Annotated in this window: 16 protein-coding genes; 11 read left to right on the forward strand and 5 right to left on the reverse strand. The window is 71.8% G+C overall.

Annotated elements, in window-relative coordinates; all coding sequences use genetic code 11:
• Window positions 1-10: 10 nt before the first annotated feature.
• The 8 genes from ACS3YM_RS16325 to ACS3YM_RS16360 are packed head-to-tail and all read left to right on the forward strand — an operon-like array spanning window position 11 to window position 8,874.
• Complete coding sequence (locus tag ACS3YM_RS16325) at window positions 11-958, forward strand: hypothetical protein (protein WP_439937485.1); 948 nt, start codon at window positions 11-13, stop codon at window positions 956-958.
• Window positions 955-2,187, forward strand: coding sequence for a glycosyltransferase family 4 protein (locus ACS3YM_RS16330; RefSeq protein ID WP_439937486.1), 1,233 nt, complete (start codon window positions 955-957; stop codon window positions 2,185-2,187). Before ACS3YM_RS16325 ends, ACS3YM_RS16330 begins: the two co-directional genes overlap by 4 nt.
• Window positions 2,184-3,092, forward strand: a complete 909-nt coding sequence (locus ACS3YM_RS16335) for an NAD-dependent epimerase/dehydratase family protein (protein ID WP_439937487.1) — start codon at window positions 2,184-2,186, stop codon at window positions 3,090-3,092. Before ACS3YM_RS16330 ends, ACS3YM_RS16335 begins: the two co-directional genes overlap by 4 nt.
• Window positions 3,089-4,186: a polysaccharide biosynthesis C-terminal domain-containing protein gene (locus ACS3YM_RS16340; protein ID WP_439937488.1), complete on the forward strand. Its 1,098-nt coding sequence runs from the start codon at window positions 3,089-3,091 to the stop codon at window positions 4,184-4,186. The genes ACS3YM_RS16335 and ACS3YM_RS16340 overlap by 4 nt, the downstream gene beginning before the upstream one ends.
• Window positions 4,183-5,304 (forward strand): non-hydrolyzing UDP-N-acetylglucosamine 2-epimerase, encoded by a 1,122-nt coding sequence (gene wecB, locus ACS3YM_RS16345; RefSeq protein WP_439937489.1) that lies wholly within the window; start codon window positions 4,183-4,185, stop codon window positions 5,302-5,304. The genes ACS3YM_RS16340 and wecB overlap by 4 nt, the downstream gene beginning before the upstream one ends.
• Window positions 5,301-6,206 (forward strand): hypothetical protein, encoded by a 906-nt coding sequence (locus ACS3YM_RS16350; protein ID WP_439937490.1) that lies wholly within the window; start codon window positions 5,301-5,303, stop codon window positions 6,204-6,206. Before wecB ends, ACS3YM_RS16350 begins: the two co-directional genes overlap by 4 nt.
• Window positions 6,203-7,453: a glycosyltransferase gene (locus ACS3YM_RS16355; protein WP_439937491.1), complete on the forward strand. Its 1,251-nt coding sequence runs from the start codon at window positions 6,203-6,205 to the stop codon at window positions 7,451-7,453. Before ACS3YM_RS16350 ends, ACS3YM_RS16355 begins: the two co-directional genes overlap by 4 nt.
• A complete protein-coding gene (locus ACS3YM_RS16360) occupies window positions 7,453-8,874 on the forward strand; it encodes a hypothetical protein (RefSeq protein WP_439937492.1) in 1,422 nt (473 codons plus the stop codon). The genes ACS3YM_RS16355 and ACS3YM_RS16360 overlap by 1 nt, the downstream gene beginning before the upstream one ends.
• Here the strand turns inward: ACS3YM_RS16360 and ACS3YM_RS16365 are convergent.
• The 4 genes from ACS3YM_RS16365 to ACS3YM_RS16380 all read right to left on the reverse strand — a co-directional run bounded on the left by ACS3YM_RS16365 (window position 8,857) and on the right by ACS3YM_RS16380 (window position 14,159).
• The gene (locus ACS3YM_RS16365; protein WP_439937493.1) at window positions 8,857-9,945 is read right to left on the reverse strand and encodes a glycosyltransferase WbsX family protein; all 1,089 of its coding nucleotides are present in this window, start codon (window positions 9,943-9,945) and stop codon (window positions 8,857-8,859) included. The two genes, ACS3YM_RS16360 and ACS3YM_RS16365, sit on opposite strands and share 18 nt — an antisense overlap.
• Complete coding sequence (locus tag ACS3YM_RS16370; RefSeq protein WP_439937494.1) at window positions 9,942-11,240, reverse strand: lipopolysaccharide biosynthesis protein; 1,299 nt, start codon at window positions 11,238-11,240, stop codon at window positions 9,942-9,944. The genes ACS3YM_RS16365 and ACS3YM_RS16370 overlap by 4 nt, the downstream gene beginning before the upstream one ends.
• Before the next feature lie 31 nt (window positions 11,241-11,271).
• The gene (locus ACS3YM_RS16375; RefSeq protein WP_439937495.1) at window positions 11,272-12,318 is read right to left on the reverse strand and encodes a polysaccharide biosynthesis protein; all 1,047 of its coding nucleotides are present in this window, start codon (window positions 12,316-12,318) and stop codon (window positions 11,272-11,274) included.
• Window positions 12,319-12,410: 92 nt separating this feature from the next.
• Window positions 12,411-14,159 carry a polysaccharide biosynthesis protein gene (locus ACS3YM_RS16380; protein WP_439937496.1) on the reverse strand — a complete coding sequence of 583 codons (1,749 nt, stop codon included), beginning with the start codon at window positions 14,157-14,159 and terminating at the stop codon, window positions 12,411-12,413.
• A gap of 203 nt (window positions 14,160-14,362) precedes the next feature.
• On the opposite strand from ACS3YM_RS16380, the gene ACS3YM_RS16385 reads away from it, so the two are divergent.
• The gene (locus ACS3YM_RS16385; RefSeq protein ID WP_439937497.1) at window positions 14,363-15,700 is read left to right on the forward strand and encodes an O-antigen ligase family protein; all 1,338 of its coding nucleotides are present in this window, start codon (window positions 14,363-14,365) and stop codon (window positions 15,698-15,700) included.
• Here the strand turns inward: ACS3YM_RS16385 and ACS3YM_RS16390 are convergent.
• Window positions 15,672-17,630 carry a glycosyltransferase gene (locus tag ACS3YM_RS16390; RefSeq protein ID WP_439937498.1) on the reverse strand — a complete coding sequence of 653 codons (1,959 nt, stop codon included), beginning with the start codon at window positions 17,628-17,630 and terminating at the stop codon, window positions 15,672-15,674. The two genes, ACS3YM_RS16385 and ACS3YM_RS16390, sit on opposite strands and share 29 nt — an antisense overlap.
• 292 nt (window positions 17,631-17,922) lie before the next feature.
• Here ACS3YM_RS16390 and ACS3YM_RS16395 point away from each other — a divergent pair, with 292 nt between their 5' ends.
• Together ACS3YM_RS16395 and ACS3YM_RS16400 are read left to right on the forward strand one after the other, a co-directional pair.
• Window positions 17,923-18,651, forward strand: a complete 729-nt coding sequence (locus ACS3YM_RS16395; RefSeq protein WP_439937499.1) for a DMT family transporter — start codon at window positions 17,923-17,925, stop codon at window positions 18,649-18,651.
• A complete protein-coding gene (locus ACS3YM_RS16400; protein WP_439937500.1) occupies window positions 18,573-18,893 on the forward strand; it encodes an EamA family transporter in 321 nt (106 codons plus the stop codon). Before ACS3YM_RS16395 ends, ACS3YM_RS16400 begins: the two co-directional genes overlap by 79 nt.
• Window positions 18,894-18,895 lie beyond the last annotated feature (2 nt).

The raw sequence follows: 18,895 nt of genomic DNA on the forward strand, positions 1-18,895 counted from the left end.
CAGTGTCGTCATGGGACCGCTGCTCGCGCTGCTCCGTCGCGCCCAGGTCGTCGACGTACCCAACGAGCGCTCGTCGCACCGTGACGTCGTGCCCCGGGGCGGCGGCATCGGCGTGCTCGTCGGATGGGCGGTGGCGGTCGCGACCGTCGCCCTGGCGACCTCCGAGCTGGCCGACGTGACGGCGTGGTCGGTGGTCGTGGCCTGCGCCGGGGTCGTCGCGTTCGCCCTCCTCGGCCTCGTCGACGACCTCAAGCACCTCCCCGCCGCGCTCCGGCTCGCACTGCAGGCAGCGATCTCCGCTGGCGTCGCAGCAGCGGTCGCGGTCGGCACGTACTCGACGTGGCCCGCGCTCCTCGTGGCCGTCGTCGGCTGCGTGTGGCTCGTCTCCTACGTCAACGCCTTCAACTTCATGGACGGCGTCAACGCCATCTCCGCCTCCAGCGCGGCCCTGGCCGGCTGCTGGTACGGCGTCGTGTCCTCGGGCGACGGCGACGACTTCGTCCGGGTGGCGTCATGGGCGCTCGTCGGCGCGTCCCTCGCCTTCCTGCCGTGGAACGCGCCGCGCGCCAAGGTCTTCCTGGGCGACGTCGGCAGCTACGGCGTCGGGGCGCTGGTGGGCGTGCTCGCCCTCGTCACCGCGCTCGCCGAGGGCTCGCTCCTGGTGGCCCTCGCGCCGCTGACGATCTACCTCGCCGACACCAGCGGCACGCTGGTGCGTCGCGCCCTCCGCGGCGAGTCCCTGATGCAGGCCCACCGGTCGCACGTCTACCAGCGCCTCCTCGATGTCGGCCTCTTCCACCTCGGATCGACCGCGGTCGTCGTCCTCGGCGGGATCGTCGTGTGCGCCGCCACGCTCGCGCTCCCCGCGCCCGCCGCGGTCGCCGTCGCCGCGGTCGTGGTCGCCGGCTACCTCTCGCTGCCCGCCCTCCTCGAGCGACACCTGGAGGTGGCGCGGTGAGGGTCGGGATGATCTCGCAGTGGTACGAGCCCGAGACCGGCTCGGCCGCCCACCCGACCGCGATCGCGCGCGCCCTCCACGACCGGGGCCACGACCTGCGCGTGCTGACAGGCTTCCCCAGTTATCCCCTGGGCCGGGTGTACGACGGCCACCGGATGCGGGTGCGCGCCTCCGAGGTGCACGAGGGCATCCCGCTCCTCCGCGTGCCCGACGTGCCGAGCCACGACCGTTCCGCCGTGCGCCGGATGGTGAGCCTCGGCTCCTTCGCCGCCTCCGCGACGGCGCAGGTCGGCTGGCTGCGCGATGCCGACGTGTGCCTGGTCTACCTCACCCCGGCCACCGTCGGGATAGCGGCGATGACGCTCCGCAGGGTGTGGGGAGTCCCCTACGTGCTCTACGTCCAGGACCTGTGGCCCGAGACGGTCACCGCGAGCGGCTTCATCGGTGGCGCGAAGGCCACCGCCGGGGTCGAGCGAGCCCTGCACTCCTGGCTCGGCCGCCTCTACCGCAACGCCTCCGGGATCGCGGCCATCGGGCCGACGATGGCGGAGACGTTGTCGCGCCGTGGCAGCACCGTGGCACCCGTGTCCATCCCGAACTGGGTCGACGAGGACGTGTTCGCTCCGGCGCCGCCGGTCTCGCCCTCCCCGCTCCACAGCGACCGACGCTGGGTGATGTACGCCGGTGGCATCGGCGACGTGCAGGGACTCGACAACGCCGTGCGCGCGCTGCGCCAGCTCGACGACCTGCCCGACCTCGCCCTTGCGTTCGTCGGTGACGGGGTAGCGGTCCCGGGGCTGCGGTCACTGGCCTCGGAGCTCGGCGTGGCCGACAGGGTGCGGTTCCTCGGCAGCCACCCGATGCACGAGATGCCGTCGCTGATGGCGACCGCCGACGCCCAGCTGGTGTCCCTGCAGGACCTCCCGCTCTTCCGCGGCACGATCCCGAGCAAGCTCCAGGCGACGATGGCCTGCGGCTTGCCCGTCGTCTGCGCGGTGGCGGGCGACGCCGCCGACGTCGTACGCCGTGCAGGGTGTGGGTTCGTCGCCCCGCCCGGCAATCCGGAGGCGCTGGCCGCCGCGCTGCGCGAGGTCGCCCACGCCGATCCTGCGGAGCTCCGGGCCATGGGCGAGCGCGGCCGCGCCGCGTACGCCGGCGAGATGAGCCGGTCGGTCGGTGCCGCGCGCCTCGAGCAGCTCCTCGAGGCAGCCGTCGGGAGCCGGCGATGAGCCGGGTCGCGGTCGTCGGCGGGAGCGGCTTCGTCGGCCGTGCGGTGGTCGAGGCGGCTCAGGCGCGTGGCGCCGACGTGGTGTCGGTCCCGGCACCGCGCCTGACGAGCGAGGCCTCGACCGTGGCCGAGCTGCACCGCGACCTCGAGCGCCCCGAGGTGCGTGACGCGGTCGAGGCGCTCCGCGGCCGGCTGGCCGGCTGCACGGCCGTGGTGAACGCTGCCGGGATGTCCGCGGCCACGACCTCGGTGTCGCCGGAGCTCGCGGGAGCGAACTCGCTCCTCCCGCTGGTCGTCGCAGCGGCACGCCCGACGGGCAGCCGGCTCGTCCACGTCAGCACGGCCGCCGTCCAGGGCAACCGTCCGGTGCTCGACGAGACCGACGCGCGTGCGCCGTTCAGTCCGTACTCGACCACCAAGGCGCTCGCCGAGGAGTGCCTCGCGTCCGAGGACGCGGTCGTCGTGTTCCGCCCGACGTCCGTGCACGGGCCCGGTCGCGACGTGACGCGATCCCTCGCGCGGGTCCTCGCCTCACCGCTCGCGTCGGTGGCCGGGGCGGGCGACGGACCGACTCCTCAGGCCCTGGTGCCCAACGTGGCCGACGCCATCACCTTTGTTACCCTCCACGAGGATGTTCCCCCGGCGATCGTCCTCCATCCGTGGGAGGGCCTGACGGTCGCGGAGCTCGTTCGTCGCCTCGGCGGTCGCGAGCCCCGGCACGTCCCGGTCCGCCTGGCCACGGCCGCCGTGCGTGCAGCCTCGCGCCTCGGTCGGCACTCCGCGCGGATGGCGGGTGAGAGCAGGCGGCTGGAGATGATGTGGTTCGGCCAGCGCCAGGTGGACGGGTGGCTACGGAGCCGGTGGGAAGCACCAGCAGGGCTCGACGGGTGGAAGGAACTGCGATGAAGGTCGCGATCACGGGGGGACACGGGTTCCTCGGCTGGCACACGGCGTGCCGGCTCCGCGCGCGCCACGGCGTCGACGCCGTACGCCTCGGGCGTGAGGTCATGTCCGACCCCGACCGCCTGGCCGAGGCGCTCGCCGACGTCGACACGGTCCTGCACCTGGCCGGCGTCAACCGCGCGGAGACCGACGACGAGGTGGAGGACGGCAACGTCGACCTCGCACAGGCCGTCGCCGCGGGCCTGGACGGCCGGCCGGTCCACGTCGTCTACTCCAACACCATCCACCAGGACCAGGACTCCCCCTACGGTCGAGGCAAGCGCCAGGCCTCCGAGATCCTGCGCTCCCTCCCCGGCACCACTGCCGACGTCGTCCTGCCCAACCTCTTCGGGGAGCACGGCCGACCCGCCTACAACTCGTTCGTGGCGACGTTCTGCCACGAGGTCGCCAGCGGCGGCAGCCCGGAGGTGCACGTCGACCGCAGCGTGCCGCTCGTGCATGCCCAGGGCGCCGCGCAGGCCCTCATCGACGCCGCACGTCAGCGCGAGGACGCCACCCACCTCGTGCCCGGCGAGGAGCACACCGTCACCGAGGTCCTGGGGCGCGTACGCCACTTCCACGAGCTCTACTCCGAGCGGGGCGAGCTGCCCGACCTCGGCGACCCGTTCGCGGTCGACCTGTTCAACACCTACCGCTCCTACCTCTTCCCGTCGGCGTTCCCGATCGAGCCCCAGGTCCACGAGGACCCGCGCGGTCGCCTCTTCGAGACGGCCCGGTCCCACGGCGGCACCGCGCAGGCGTTCGTCTCCACGACCGTCCCGGGGCAGGGCCGTGGCCACCACTACCACCTCCGCAAGGTTGAGCGGTTCTTCGTGGTGAGGGGCGAGGCCGAGATCTCCCTGCGGCGGCTGCTGCACGACGACGTCGTCACGTTCCGGCTCTCCGGTGACCGGCCCGCGTTCGTGGACATGCCGACCCTCTGGGTGCACGCGCTCGACAACGTCGGCGACGACGACCTGATCACCATGTTCTGGGCAGACCAGCTGCTCGACCCCCACGACCCCGACCAGTACCCCGAGGAGGTGCGCCCGCGATGAAGGTGATGACCGTCGTCGGCACCCGACCCGAGATCATCCGGCTCTCCCGCGTGATCGCCCGCCTGGAGGCGACCGAGGGCGTCGAGCACGTCCTCGTGCACACGGGCCAGAACTACGACCGGTCCCTCAACGAGGTGTTCTTCGAGGACCTCGACCTGCGCGCGCCCGATCACTACCTCGGCGTCGACACCAGCAGCCTGGGCGCCGTCCTCGGCGGCGTGCTCATCGCCACCGAAGAGGTGCTGCGGACCGAGTGGCCCGACGCGGTGCTCGTTCTGGGCGACACCAACTCGTGCCTGGCGGCCGTGATGGCCAAGAGGATGCGCATCCCGACCTACCACATGGAGGCCGGCAACCGCTGCTTCGACGAGAACGTCCCGGAGGAGACCAACCGCCGCCTGGTCGACCACGTCGCCGACTTCAACCTGGCCTACACCGAGCACGCCCGGCGCAACCTGCTCGCCGAGGGGCTCCACCCGCGGCGGGTCCTCGTGACGGGCTCGCCGATGCGTGAGGTACTCGAGCACTTCCGCGACGGGATCGACGCCTCAGACGCCGTCTCCCGCCTCGACCTCGAGCCCGGCCGCTACTTCCTCGTCAGCGCCCACCGCGAGGAGAACGTCGACTCCCCCGAGCGCCTCCGCATGCTCCTCGACTGCCTGCGGGCGGTCCACGACGCCTACGGCCATCCCGTCGTCGTGTCGACCCACCCGCGCACGCGCAAGCGCCTCGAGGCGCTCGGCGAGGCCGTCGAGGGTGACATCCGCTGGCTCGAGCCGTTCGGCTTCCACGACTACAACAAGCTTCAGATGCAAGCCGCCTGCGTGCTGTCCGACTCCGGGACGATCTCGGAGGAGTCGGCGATCCTCGCCTTCCCAGGCGTCACGCTGCGCGACTCGATCGAGCGGCCCGAGGCGCTCGACGCCGGCTCGATCATGATGACCGGTCTCGACGAGGGCGACGTCCTACGCGCCGTCGGGGTCGCGATCGCCCATGGCGCCGTCACCTCGTCGATGCCGGGCGGCTACGAGGTGACCGACACCAGCAACCGGGTCGTCCGCTTCATCCTGTCCACCGCCGGGCGTCACCATGCCTGGTCCGGCATCAGGACCTCATGACCTCTCCGAACCACAGCTCCGGCACACGGCGGTCCTTCGGCGGTCGGGTCGTCGAGGAATCCCTCGACCGGGTCGGCTTCGACCTCTCGCCCGACGTGCACATCGTCGAGACGGCGCGCCCCACGCTCTCGGGGGGCGGGACCGTCCTCGTCCAGAACGCGTGGAACTTCCTCCCGGACGCCGAGTTCGACGAGCTGTCGCGTCCGTACCCGCGACGCATGCAGCGACGGATGCGACAGCGCCGGATCCTGTCCGCGCTCAACCTCCGGCGCGCGTCGAAGGTCGTCGCCCTGACCGCCGCGATGGCAGAGCTGGTCACCCGGCGCACCTCCGGTGACGTCGAGGTCGCGGAGGTCCTCCACCCGATGGACGTGCTCGACGCCGCGGACGACAAGACGGGGATGCCCGACGGCCCGTTCGTGCTCCTGCCGGGCACCATCACCTGGTACAAGGACCCACTCCTCGGGCTCGCCCTCGTCGCGTCCCGCGCGGAGCTGCCGCGGACCGTGGTGCTCGCCGGCTCCGACGACGGGTCGGGGTGCTGGCCGGAGGTCGGCCGCGTCGCCGCCACCCTGGGCATCGAGGTGGTCGGCGGACCGGTGGAACGTCCAGTGATGCTGGCCGCGCTCCGTCGTGCCGCCGCCGTGGTGCTGCCGAGCCGGCTCGAGAGCCTCGGGTTCTCGCTCACCGAGGCCCTCGCGCTGACCCCGGGCGTCGTCCTCGCCTCCCCCATCCCGGCCCACCTCGACCTGGCGGAGCGCACCGGACGTACGCCGTCGTGGTTGGGCCGCGAGGCGACCTCCGCGGTCACGCCGGCACCGCCCGACCCGGACGCCCTCCACGCGTCGTGGGTGGCGCTCGGCGCCGCGCTCGGTCTGCCCCGCCGGGGGGCCGTTGGATGAGCGGGCAGGTCGAGGTCCTCTACGTCTCCAGCGCCCCGACGCAGGCCGAGTTCCAGCGGATGCGCGCCAGCGAGCGCACCGGTGCGCAGGTCGTCAGCTACGGGATGCCAGAGGCGTCGTTCAAGTTCCACAACCTCATCCAGTGCGGCCTCGTCGAGCAGGGGTGCCGCGTCCACTCGCTCGTGGGGCGGAGCATCACCCGCCAATTCCACACCGGTCGGTGGTGGCCCCGACGGCGCGAGGCGGTCTCCGACCGGCTCACCGTCGACCACCTGCCGTTCCCCAACCTCCCGGTGGTCCGCCAGCTCTGGCTCGCCCTCGGCATGGCCGTCGGGGCTCTGGCCTGGCGGTGGCGCACGCGGAAGGCCGCGACCCGGCTGCTGGTCGTCGACGGGGCCTACGTGTCGGCGATGTCGAGCGTGCTGCCCTGCCTGCGCGGTGCGCGCCTGACGCGCGTCGGCATCTTCGCCGACCTGTACTCCTACATGATCGACATCGACGACGCGAGCGACCGTCACGTCGGTGCGGTCTACCGTGCGGCCCGCCGCTCGGTCTCGGCGTCCCTCGCCATGCTCGACGCCTACGTCGTGCTGACCGAGCAGATGGCCCAGGTCCTCGACACGGACGGCAAGCCCTACATCGTCATGGAGGGGCTGGTCGACGCCAGGCTGGTGGAGCAGGACGAGGCACCCGTCGCCAAGTCGGACCACCCGACCGTCCTCTACGCCGGCGCCCTCCGCAAGGAGTACGGCCTCGAGACCCTGGTGCGCGGCTTCCAGGCCTGGGACGACAGCTCGGCCGAGCTGATCGTGCTGGGACAGGGGGAGTACGCCGCCGAGCTCGCCGACATCGCGGCGCGGGACCCGCGCATCACCTACCTCGGCCCGGTGCCGCTGGCGGAGGTCCTCGAGGCCGAGCGGCGAGCGTGGCTGCTGGTGAACCCGCGCCCGCCGGACGAGACGTTCACCCAGTATTCGTTCCCGTCCAAGACCATGGAGTACCTCGCGAGTGGCACCCCCGTGCTGACCACGCGACTCCCGGGGATGCCCGCGGAGTACCTCGACCACGTCCTCACGGTCGACCCACCCGACCCGGCCGGCATGGCTGCCGCGCTCGCAGCGGCGTTCGCGCTCGGAGGCGACGAGCTCGCTCGACGCGGCGCGCGTGGGCGCGACTTCGTGCTGACCCAGAAGAACAACAACCGGCAGGCGGCACGCATCTTCCGTTTGGCCAAGGGGGACGAATGATGAGCCGGTCACGACTGCTGCGACATCCGCAGCTCAGGGACACCGACGCGCCGCTGCTGTTCAACTTCGACGGCGCCACCCGATACGTCCCGATCCTGGCGGGCGGTGGGCTGTTCGCTGCGACGATCCTGCTCTCGGCCTTCGGCCCGATCGACTGGCGGATCGACAACGGTCCGCCCGTCTACGGCTTCCTGACGGCCTGCCTGGTCGCCATGTGCCTGGGGTTCGCCTGGGCCGTACGTCGTCGGGACACCTCCGCGTCGGAGACGGCGAGCAGCCGCCTCCAGGCCAGCATGCTCGTCGTGCTCGGATCGCTCGTCCTCCTCGTGCTCTACCCGCTGACGGTCTACAACAGCACCGGCAGCTGGTACCCCGACGTGGTCGAGGGCCTCGGCGACCCCGGCAAGGCGTACGCCGACAAGACCGCGGCCGGGCTGGAGATCCCCCAGTTCGCCACCTACGCCGGGATGATCGTCGCGCCGCTCACGATCACCGTGATCCCGCTGACCCTGTTCTTCTGGCCACGGCTCTCGCGGCTCGCGCGCGTCCTGGGCGTCATCACGATCGTCCTCGGCCTGGCGCTCGGCATCTCGAAGGCGGTGAACCAGGACGTCGGTGAGGTCGCCGGCTACCTCGTGCTCTTCCTCGCGCTCGTCGCGACGACCACCGGGACGGAGACCCGCGGCCGCTGGCGTCGGGTCACCGCCTGCATCGTCGGCACGGTCCTCGTCATCGGCGGGTTCCTGGCCTACTACGACACGATCATCTCCGGACGGGTCGAGTCCAACGTCGAGGACTCGGGCGGCAAGAAGGACGACGTAGACGAGGCGAAGACGGCGACCGCCCTGGCCAGCTTCGGCGTCGAGCGCACCAGCAGCCCGTTCTACTCGATCGTGCCGCAGGCGGCCCAGCCGACGGGCGCCCTGCTGACCAGCTACATGACCCAGGGCTACAAGGGCCTGTCACTGGCGATGGACGCTCCGTGGCGGCCGACCTACGGCTTGGGCTTCTCGGTCTTCATCCGCCACAACCTCGACAAGTTCGTGCCGTTCGACGAGGACGCCATCGAGGCGCGCACCTACGAGGGACAGCTCGACGAGCAGGGGTGGACCGCTGGTGTGCAGTGGTCAACGTTCTTCATCCACCCGGCGTCGGACCTCTCCTTCTACGGCGTCGTCCCACTGATGGCGATCATCGGGTACGTGTTCGGGCTCGCATGGCGCGACACCGTCGCTCGACGCGACCCCCTCGCCTGCGTCGTCTTCTTCTACCTGGGCATCCAGGTCCTTTACCTGTCGGCGAACAACCAACTCTACCAGGGCGGCGAGCTCGCCATCGGGTTCACCGCTGTGCTGCTCGCCTGGCTGGTGCTGCGCAACCGCCGCGCAGGCGCCGGGTCAGAACTACGTCAGGGCGCGTGACAGGCGCTCGAGCATCGCGCTGCCGAGCTCCACGCTCGGCTCCATCGCCATGCCCTCGCCCCACTCGTTCCACGCGTTGACGCACACGAGGCGGCGCTCACCGTCGGGCGACGAGATCGAGGGGGCACACTTGAGCGCGTCGGCGAGGTCGGTCGCGAAGGCGTCCGGGTCGTGTGCCATCGACCAGGCCCGCGAGCTCCGCCGTCCCACGTTGTTCCACCCGGAGACGACCTGCGGGATCCGGTCCGCGTCGGCACCGCGGCGGCGCTCGCGCAGGTTGGCGTCCAGCACCTCGCGCTGCAGCCGGTAGTCACCGCGACGGAAGAACTGGTACGCCCCCGAGGGGGACTTCAGGCTGCCGAGGGCGCGCCGCCAGGCCGGGATCGCCTGCACGGCGCCGGAGAACGACTGGACCCAGGCGTCGAGCGCGTGGTCGGCCGGACTGGCCGTGGTCGTGGGCGCGGCCATCCCGATGATGACGAGGTCCGAGAACCCGGCGGTCCGCACCCGCTCGCGCCACCGCGCGAAGACCTCACGGGCGTGCGGGATCGCCTGGACGTCGTACACGGCCATGACCGGCGCGGTGCCGATCCGGTAGTAGCGCGGGTCGGCGAACGCCTCGAGGAGCCAGTCGATGTGCCGGTCGTCGCCGAGCTCCTCGTATTGCTGCTCCCAAGTGATCTGGTCCGGCTCGCCGGCCCACGCACGGGTCCAGTGGTGGTTGGCCCAGCAGAAGAAGAACGGCAGGTCCGGCTCGCCGTCGGCGAGCATCCGGTCCACCACCTCGGGCATCACCCGGTCCCCGAGCGACCAGTAGTGGTAGACGGCGAACGCCGCGAGGCCGGCGTCGCGAGCCAGCTTGCCCTGCGCTGCGCGGGTGTCGGTGAGGCGCTCGTCGTAAAAGCCGAGACTTCCCGGCGTCAGGCGGGCCTCCCGGGGTGCCCGGTAGCCCCGCTGGGCCTGGAGGAGCGTGTTCCACTCCGTGAAGCCCTCGCCCCACCACGTGTCGTTGTGCGGGATCGGGTAGAACTGCGGCAGGTAGAACGCGAAGACGTCGGGACGCTCGCTCATGTGTGGGCCTTTCCTTCGGCCGCGGCCAAGGCACGGCGCATCATGATCGTCGCTGACAGGCTGGACACCACGGACATCGTCAGGGCGACCGCCACGGTGCCCCACAGCAGGCCCGCGACCAGCAGGAGCGGGGCGCCCACGACGAGAGCCACCGCCTCGACGAGGGCAGCGGACTGGGGCTTACCGACGCCGCGGAGCACGTCTCCCGCGACCTGTCGCACGGAGATCCCCCACGCCGTGGGGGCGAGGAGGACGGACAGGAGCACGGCGTCGGCGTAGCTCGACCCGAAGAGCAGGTGGATGGCGGGCCACGCCGTGAGGCACGAGAGCACGCCGGCAGCGGCTCCGCCGATCGCGGCACGCTTCAGCGCGAGGCGCGCGGCGGCCGACCTCGACCCGCCCTCGGTCTGCGCGCTGATCCGCGGCAGCAGCTCGTTGCCGATCGCGTTGATCGCGGGCGTCGCCATCTGCGACCACGTGCTGGCGACGGCGTACGCACCGAGCGACGCGGGAGCCACCGTCACGCTGAGGGTCATCTGGTCCACGCGCTGGTTGGTCATCGCGGGGATTACCCATGCGGCGTTGGGGACGGCGTAGTGCCGGATCGCCCTGCGGTCGACGGGAGCCGCGCCGGAGTCGGGGAGCGCGCTCGCCCGGCCGCGCAGACGCCGCGCGAGGAACACGCTGGTGAGGCCGGTGGCGGAGACCGACAGCCCGTAGACGACCAGGGCGCGGTTGACCGTGATCTCGTCGAGGGCCACCAGGACTAGGATGCCGCCCGTGTAGACCGGGACCTGCACGGCGCGCGTGAGGTTCCAGAGGCGGAGGTCGGAGCCGTAGATCGAGGCGGTGAAGATTCCGCCGAGCAGCGCCGGGACCAGCAGGCCGAACCCGAGCAGGTAGTGGCGGGTCAGGTCGACGTCGAGGTCGAGCAGGAGGACCACGCCGACCGAGACCCCGAGGACGACGAACGCCTGCTGGACCACACCACCGAACGCGAGCCGGGTGATGCGCGCGAGCTGGTCGGGCGCCTTGCTGACGAAGTAGACGACGGCCGCGTTGAGGCCGCCCTCGCCCACGGCGAGGAGGTAGGTCATCCAGACGAAGACCGCGGCATACACACCGCGGTCCTCGGGGCCGAGCCCGCGGGCGAGCAGCACACCGCCGATCGCCGCGCCGCTGGCGATCGCCATGTTGGTGGCCGAGGTGCTGAGGACGCGGCTCCCGGCCAGGCGCCCCAGGAGGCCGCCGCGGGGCACCGCCGGAGGGGCCTCCGCGTCGTCCGTACCCGTCACGACGTACGACGACGGGCGCCGTCGTCGGCGGTCATGGGCGGGCGAGCTCCTCGTTGACCTCCGGGATCGTCCGGAGCAGGGCCTGCGTCGCCTCGACGTCGAGCCGCTCGGTGTTGTCCGAGGCGTAGTCCCGGACGTGAGACACGGCGTCCTCACCCTCCGTGAAGTACTTCTCGTACTGCAAGCCGCGATCGTCGATCGGCACCCGGAAGAAGTCACCCTGGTCCTCCGCCTTGACGAACTCCTCGCGGCTGAGGAGCGTCTCGTGGAGCTTCTCGCCGTGGCGCATGCCGATCATCCGGACGTCGGCCTCGGCCTCGGAGAACAGCCCCCAGACGGCGCGGGCCAGCGTGTCGACGGTGGACGCGGGCGCCTTCTTCACGAACAGGTCGCCCGGCTTGGCATTCAGAAACGCGTGCAGCACCAGCTCGACCGACTCCTGCAGCGACATCAGGAAGCGGGTCATCGACGGCTCGGTGAGCGTCAGCGCCTGGCCTGCGCGCAGCTGCGCGACGAAGGCGGGGATGACAGAGCCGCGCGAGTAGAGCACGTTGCCGTAGCGGGTGATGGATACCGTCATGCCGGAGTCGGGGTTGTTGCGCGCGTAGGCCTGCGCGGTCTTCTCCATCAGCGCCTTGGACATCCCCATGGCGTTGACCGGGTAGACCGCCTTGTCGGTGCTGAGGCAGACCACGCCCCGCACGCCGGCGGCCGCGGACGCCTCGATCACGTTGTGGCTGCCCACGACGTTGGTCTTGACCGCCTGCTGCGGGAAGAACTCGCACGACGGCACCTGCTTGAGCGCTGCGGCGTGGAACACGAAGTCGGCTCCGGTGACTGCCGCCCGCACCGAGTCGACGTCCCTGACGTCACCCAGGAAGAAGCGCATCCGCTCGTCGTTGAACGACCGGCGCATCAGGTCCTGCTTGGCCTCGTCACGGCTGAAGACGTTGACCTGCGCCACTCCCACCGCGAGCAGGTGGCGCGCCATGACGGTGCCGAACGAGCCCGTTCCTCCGGTGATGGTGACCGTCGCTCCCGTGAACTCGTCGCCACGGAAGGAAGTCTGCTGCGTCACGGATGCTCCTCGTCAGGGGGTGCTGCGTCGGTCGAAGGTTGGTTGGCACGCTCTCACGTCGGCCCGCGCCGAGGCGAGCCGGAGCGAACCGGTCAGCGGTCGTCGGAGACGTTGGTCAGGTCGTTCAGCTCGGCCGGGTCGAGCGCAGGCACGGACACCGACCTGATCAGCGGGTGATCGGTCAGCATCGCCGACTCCTCCTCGGCGAAGAGGACCTCGTGCAACTTCTCGCCCTGCCGCAGGCCGCTGAATACGATGTCGACCCCGTTGACGCCCGAGAGGGCGATCATCCGCTTCGCAACGTCGAGGATGCGCACCGGCTCGCCCATGTCCAGCACCATCACAGCGCCGTCGCCGCCCATCGCACCGGCCTGGACCACGAGCTGGCACGCCTCGGGGATGGTCATGAAGTAGCGGGTCACGTCGGGGTGGGTCACCGTGACGGGGCCGCCAGCCGCGATCTGCGCGTTGAAGGTGTGGAGCATCGAGCCGCGGGAGCCGAGCACGTTTCCGAACCGCACGGACATGTAGGGCAGGCCGGTGCTCTCGGCCTGCCATGCGGTCAGCTGCTCGGCGAGGCGCTTCGTGGACCCCAGCACGCTCGAGGCGTCGGCAGCCTTGTCGGTGGAGATGTTGACGAAGCGCTCGACCCCGAACTCGGCCGAGAGCTGGAGCAAGTTGTAGGTGCCGAGGACGTTGGTCTTCCAGCCCTCCGCCGGGAACCGCTCGAGCATCGGGAGGTGCTTCAGCGCCGCCGCGTGGAAGACGATCTGTGGCTTCGCGTCGGCGAAGATCTCGCGCAGGCTACCCTGGTCGCGGATGTCGGCGAGCACCGTCTCGGGGGAGTCCAGGAGCCCGTGCCCGTAGATCGCGAGCTGTACGGCGTGCAGCGCGGACTCGTCGCGGTCGAGGAGGAACATCGCCGACGGTCCGAACGCGTGGACCTGCCGGGCCAGCTCGGAGCCGATCGAGCCACCCGCGCCGGTGATCAGGACACGCTTCCCGCTGAGGTAGCCCGCGATCGACGAGAGGTCGGTCTCGACCTGGCGCCGGCCGAGCACGTCGCCGATCTCCACCCGTCGGATGTCGGCGGGCTTGACCTGGCCGCTGCGCAGGTCGCCGAGCCGGGGCAGCACGAAGACGTCCAGGTCGGCCTCGGACGCCTGCCGCTGCACGCGGTCGACGAGCTTGCCGGACGCACCGGGGACGGCGAGCACCACGGCGGCGGCGTCGAGGGCGTCGGCGGCGTCGGCGAGCGACGTACCGGAACCGACGACGGGGACGCCGTGGATGCGGAGGTGGCGCTTGCCGGGGTTGTCGTCGATGAAGCCCACCGCGCGGAGGTTCAGGCTGGCGTCGGAGCGCACGAGGCGCAGCACCTGGCGCCCGGCGTCACCGGCGCCGTAGATGAGGATCGGCTTGCCGTCGCGTCGCCTCGCCTCGCTGCCGCGATCGCGCAGGGCGCGGTAGAACCACCGTCCTGCGGCGGCACCCACGAGGGCCATCGGCGGTGCCAGCACCGGCAGGCTGCGCGGGAGGGTCGGGTTCAGGAGCGGAGCGGTGATCACCATGATCGCCGCGATGCCGATGAAGTGCAGCGCGAGGCCGAGGGCCTCGTCGAACGAGCCGACGAGGAACCGGCCGCGGTAGAACTTCGTCGCGATGCCGACGACGACCAGCAGCGCACAGGAGAGCACGAGGTACTGGAGGATCGCCTCCCACTGCACCTGGGTGATCCGGAAGGAGTAGCGGATGCCGATCACGAAGGCGGCGCCGAGGACCCAGCAGACGACGTCCCAGGTCGCGAGTGCTCCGCGTCGCACCACACTGTTGGACACCATCACGAAACCCCGTAGACCTCGACACACCTCGACAACTGACCGATGGTAACGCGGAGGTCCGGCAGCGATCGATTTGGCGAGGCGTTGCGCTGGTGGTGTTGGATGGGCGCGCCGAACCTGGGCCCCCGCCGCAGGCCACCGGGCGCAGGAGAGGAGCAGCAGTGGACGTCGCCGTCGATCGACCGGGTCCACGAGCGCGCGCCGTGATCTCCAGCCGGGTCTCCAGCCTGGTCTCCACGCTGCGGAGCAAGCCCCCCGCGGCCGGCAGCTACTCCAGCGTGATCTGGGTCCCCGCCATCGCGGTGGTGTTCTTCTACCTGTCGAACCCGCTGGCGATCGAGCCCGATGTCTACGTCTCCTTCCACCGGGCGGTCCTGGTCACCGCGGGCGCGACGCTCGTCACGCTCCCGTGGTTCCGCCTCCCCCACCTGCCGTGGCCCATCGCGATGTTCCTGGTCCTCATGGTCACGTCGATGGCGTGGTCCTGGTCGGCGCCGGCGTCGTGGTTCGCCTTCGTGCTCTACCTGAAGATCGCGATCATCGGCGTGGTCTGCGCCGCGTGCGCCGCCCCCCGCACGATTGCGTACGGCCTCCTGCTGGGCGGGGTCGTGGTGTGCATGTTGTCGATCCACGCGTACTACACGGGCAATCCGGGTGTCCTCGTGGAGCCCGGGACCGACGGCTACCTGGCCGGGGTCGGGACCAATCGCAACATCCTGGCCTACACGCTGATCCTCTCCTTCGCCGCGGCCGCCGCTGTGGTGCCCCGGCTGCAGTGGGCACGCGTCCTGTGGGCGCTCGCGTTCGCGACGGTCTGCCTGGGCCTCTTCCTGTCCCAGTCGGGCACCGGGTTCGTCGCCGCCGGCGTGATCGCGGCCGCCGCGGGCCTGCTGGTCGTCGTACGCCGGTGGAACTCGGTGATCACCCGGCGCGGGCGACGCGTGCTGTCCATCGCAGCTGTGCTGCTGCTGGTCGGGGCGGTGCTCGGCTGGCCGGTCCTAGGCGCGCTGCTCGGCCGTGACTCGGCCACGCTCTCCGGTCGTACGGACCTCTGGGAGGTCGTGTGGGACGCCTCCCAGCCCCACCTGTTCCTCGGTCAGGGTTGGGGCACCGTCTGGGGGCACCCGTGGGCGCCGGCGCCGTCGAACCACGTGTTCGAGGTCATCTTCGTCAATACGCTCATCCCGTACACCCACGGTCACAACTCGCTGTTCGACGTGCTGCCCGAGGTGGGGCTCGTCGGCGTCGTGCTGGTGCTGGTCGCACACCTGGTGCTCCTGCGCCGTGGGTGGGCGCGCACGCGGCCGAGCGCGGACCCCTCGCAGCTCGAGGACGACTGGACGATCGCTCGCCTCGCCCTCCTCGGCGGCCTGGCTTTCGTCCTGATCGGCGTCACGGAGCCGATGGCGACCATCCCGCTCGGGTGGTTCGTGCTCGTGACGCTCTCGGCGGTCGCCCGAGCCAGGCCCCGTCAGCGGCGCGGCACCCACCAGGGCAAGCGCGTCCGTCGCGTCAGCGGCGACCCCACCACGGTCGCCTGACCCGCGTCACCGGCGACTCGGCGAGCCGCTTCAGCCGGTCGATGGTCATGTCGGTCAGCGGCTTCTCGGGTCCCTCCAGAGTGCCGTTGCGGATCCGCTCCTGCACCTCGTGGACGAGCTCGGCTCGCTGCAGGTCGCGGGTCGCACGCTGTGCCCGTAGTCGGGTCGTCTCGAGGGTGTCCTTCACGTCCGCGAGGCGCGCCTCGACGGTCCTGCGCTTGGCGACGGAGGCCCGGTGGGCCTGACGCACCTCGGCCATCTCGAGGTTGGCCTCGTGCAGCGCGGTGGCCGTCTGCTCCGCGAGCTCGTGCGCTGCCACTACCTCGCTCCGGCTCCGCGTCAGGGTGGCGACGAGTCGTCGTACCTCCTCCGGCTGGAACAGGACGACCGACTCCTCGATGGCGGCCAGGACGCGCGACCGGGCGTCGTCCCACTCACCGAGGGAGTGCGCCTCCCGCGACGACGCGGTCCGGAGCCACCACCGGTAGACGCTGGTGATCTCTCGGACCGAGGCGACGCCGACGAGGGCCGCGCACCGCACGATGAATTCCCAGTCCTCGTTGGTCGGGAGGGTCTCGTCGAAGCGGAGTCCGAGGTCCTGGACGGCGCCACGCGGGATCGCCACTGTCATGATCGGGCTGTAGTTGTCGGAGAGGTGGTCGACCAGGCTGAAGTCCAGCGGCCACTCGCGATAGGGGTCGTCGACCGAGATGGCGCGGACGTCGCCGCCGTCACCGAGGGGTACGACGTCCTGCCGCACGGCCACGGCGCGCAGGAGCCGACCGTCGTGCTGCACGGCGGCGGCCTTGAAGCTCGCGACGTAGTGCGCCAGGACGGTGTCGTCGTCGTCGAGCGCGACGACGTAGCGTCCGCGGGCGGCGACGAAGCCGTCGTTGAGCGGGGCGGCCCGGCCGGCCCTCTCGACGAGGTGCGTCTCGACTCGCTCCCGCAACCACTCCGGCGCGGACGCGACGACCTGTTCGACCGCGGCCCGCTCCTCCGGCGTGGTCCGGTGGCACATCAGGAGCAGCTCGAAGTCGCGGTCGCTCTGTCCGGCGAGGCAGGTCAGCACGTCCTCGAGGCACGACAGTCGCCGGCCCTGGGTGCGGGTCACGATGCTCAGGAAGGGCCCGTCCGCTTGGGCATCGTCGCCGGACGGCTCGGTAGGTCGCAGGCCGAGTCGGCTCGCGAGCGCGCCGACCGACGTCGCCGGGAGGTCCGCAGGGTGCGTGGAGCTAGCCCACTGCTCCGCGCGTTCGGGAGGGAACACCACCCGCCCCGCGACCTCGACATCCCAATCGACGCGGACGGGAAGGCTGACCACGGCGTCCGTGGCGACGACGACCGTCAGGTGGGCGGCGGCTGCCGCGGCGGCGAGGTCGTCGGATTCCTGGTCAGGGGCGGCGTGGACGGCCCGGTCCAGCGCGGGGAGGTCGACGACCCGGAGCGCGCAGCACACGCCGGTCGCCCGTGGTGTGGGGTCGGCAGGCGTGTCACCGGCCGCCCAGGCGCGCCGTACCTCCTCGAGCACCTCGGCTCCCGGGTCCGCGCCATCGGCCAGCCCGTAGCCGCGCGGACGCTGGTCCGTCCGCGTCAGCTCCAACGGAAGGACGCGCGCGTCCACGACCTGCGCCGGCGTCGCGAGCACCGCGTCGACCAGGCGTCGTACGACGTGGGGGCCGGGCTGGGCCGTGGCCTCCGCCACGACGGCGACCGTGTCGTCGGACACCCCGAGGACGCTCGTGCAAGCCCCCAGCGAGCCGAGGTCCATGCCTGCCGGGACGGGGCCCTCACCGGCCCAGACATGCGTGATGTCGGCGGCCACCGAGTCCTGCGCCAAGGCCTCCTGCCATGCGGCTGTGTGCCGCTGCTGCGGGGCGCCCTCTCGCTGCAGCAGGAGCAGCAGGACAGGCGGCTCTACGTGGGGCACGGCTGACACCTCCGACCGGTTGGGAACGCCGCCACCCTAAGGGGCCGTCGACGGCGACGCGTCAGCCGGCGGGTCAGCGGCTGGGCCGCGTGGCCGGCGGCTGCTTCCGAGGCGGACCTGCGTGTGCAGGTTGTCGAGGAGGCCCCACTGATCCTTGGCGCCGGCGAGCTCGAGTGCCGGCGTGGTGCAGTGAAGCCCGGCCGTCAGCGAGGTAGAAGTCCTGCGCGCAGCCTAGGCGTCACAGGACGGTGCCCGGTGCAGGAGAACGGCGGGCGCTGGGAGACTCCCGTCCATGAGTCATAGGTCGCGCGCGTCGTCCGCGCCGACCGTCGCGGAGCACCGGTCCCATCTGCGCGGCCTCCTCGAGGTCGGCGCCGCGAGCGTGCTGTGGGGCACCGGTGGCCTCGCCGTGCAGCTGATCCGCGAGCAGGAGCCGATGTCGGCGGTGACGATCAGCGCGTGGCGGATGGCGATCGCGACGGTCGTGCTGGTCGTCGCGCTCCTCGTCCTGCGCCGCGGCGGCGAGCTGCTCGGCGTCGCCCGCACTCGGCGCCGCCAACTGCTCGCCGTCGGCGTCGGCACCGCCGCCTACCAAGGCTTCTACTTCGTGTCGGTCACGCAGGTCGGCGTCGCGGTCTCGACCGTGGTCAGCCTGGGCCTCGCACCGGTGCTGCTGACCGTCGCCGAGGCGGTCCGGCACCGGCGCGCCGCGGCACCGGGCCGGGTGGTCGTGATCGCGGCGGCGCTGACCGGCCTGGTGCTGGTCAGCGTGGCGGGGCACGAGTCCTCGACCGGGCCAGCACCGGTGGCCGGGGCCCTGCTCGCGGTCGCGTCGGGGACGTACGCCCTCACGACCGCAGCGGGCGGCTCCATCAGCCGTACGACGTCGCCGCTGGTGCTCACGAGCGGGATGACGCTCGTGGGGACCGCGGTGCTGCTGCCGTGCTTGGCGTCGTCGACGGTCCGCGGGTCTCCGCCGACCCGGCCGCGCTGGCGTGGCTGGCCTACCTCGGCGCCCTGACGATGGCGCTCGCGTACGTCCTGCTCTACTCCGGGCTGCGCGTCGTGGCCCCGAGCACCGCCGTCACGGCCAGCCTGGTCGAGCCCGTCGCCGCGGCCGTGGTCGCGGCGCTCGTGCTCCACGAGGCGCTCGGCCCGGTGGCCGTCCTCGGAATCCTGCTGGTCCTGGGAGCGGTCCTCGGCCTGGGCCGGCCGAGCGCCGCGGCGGGCCCCGTGCTGCCGGACCCCGAGCTCACCGACTGAGG

It is taken from the genome of Nocardioides sp. N13(2025), from assembly GCF_051912545.1.
GTDB lineage: Bacteria > Actinomycetota > Actinomycetes > Propionibacteriales > Nocardioidaceae > Nocardioides.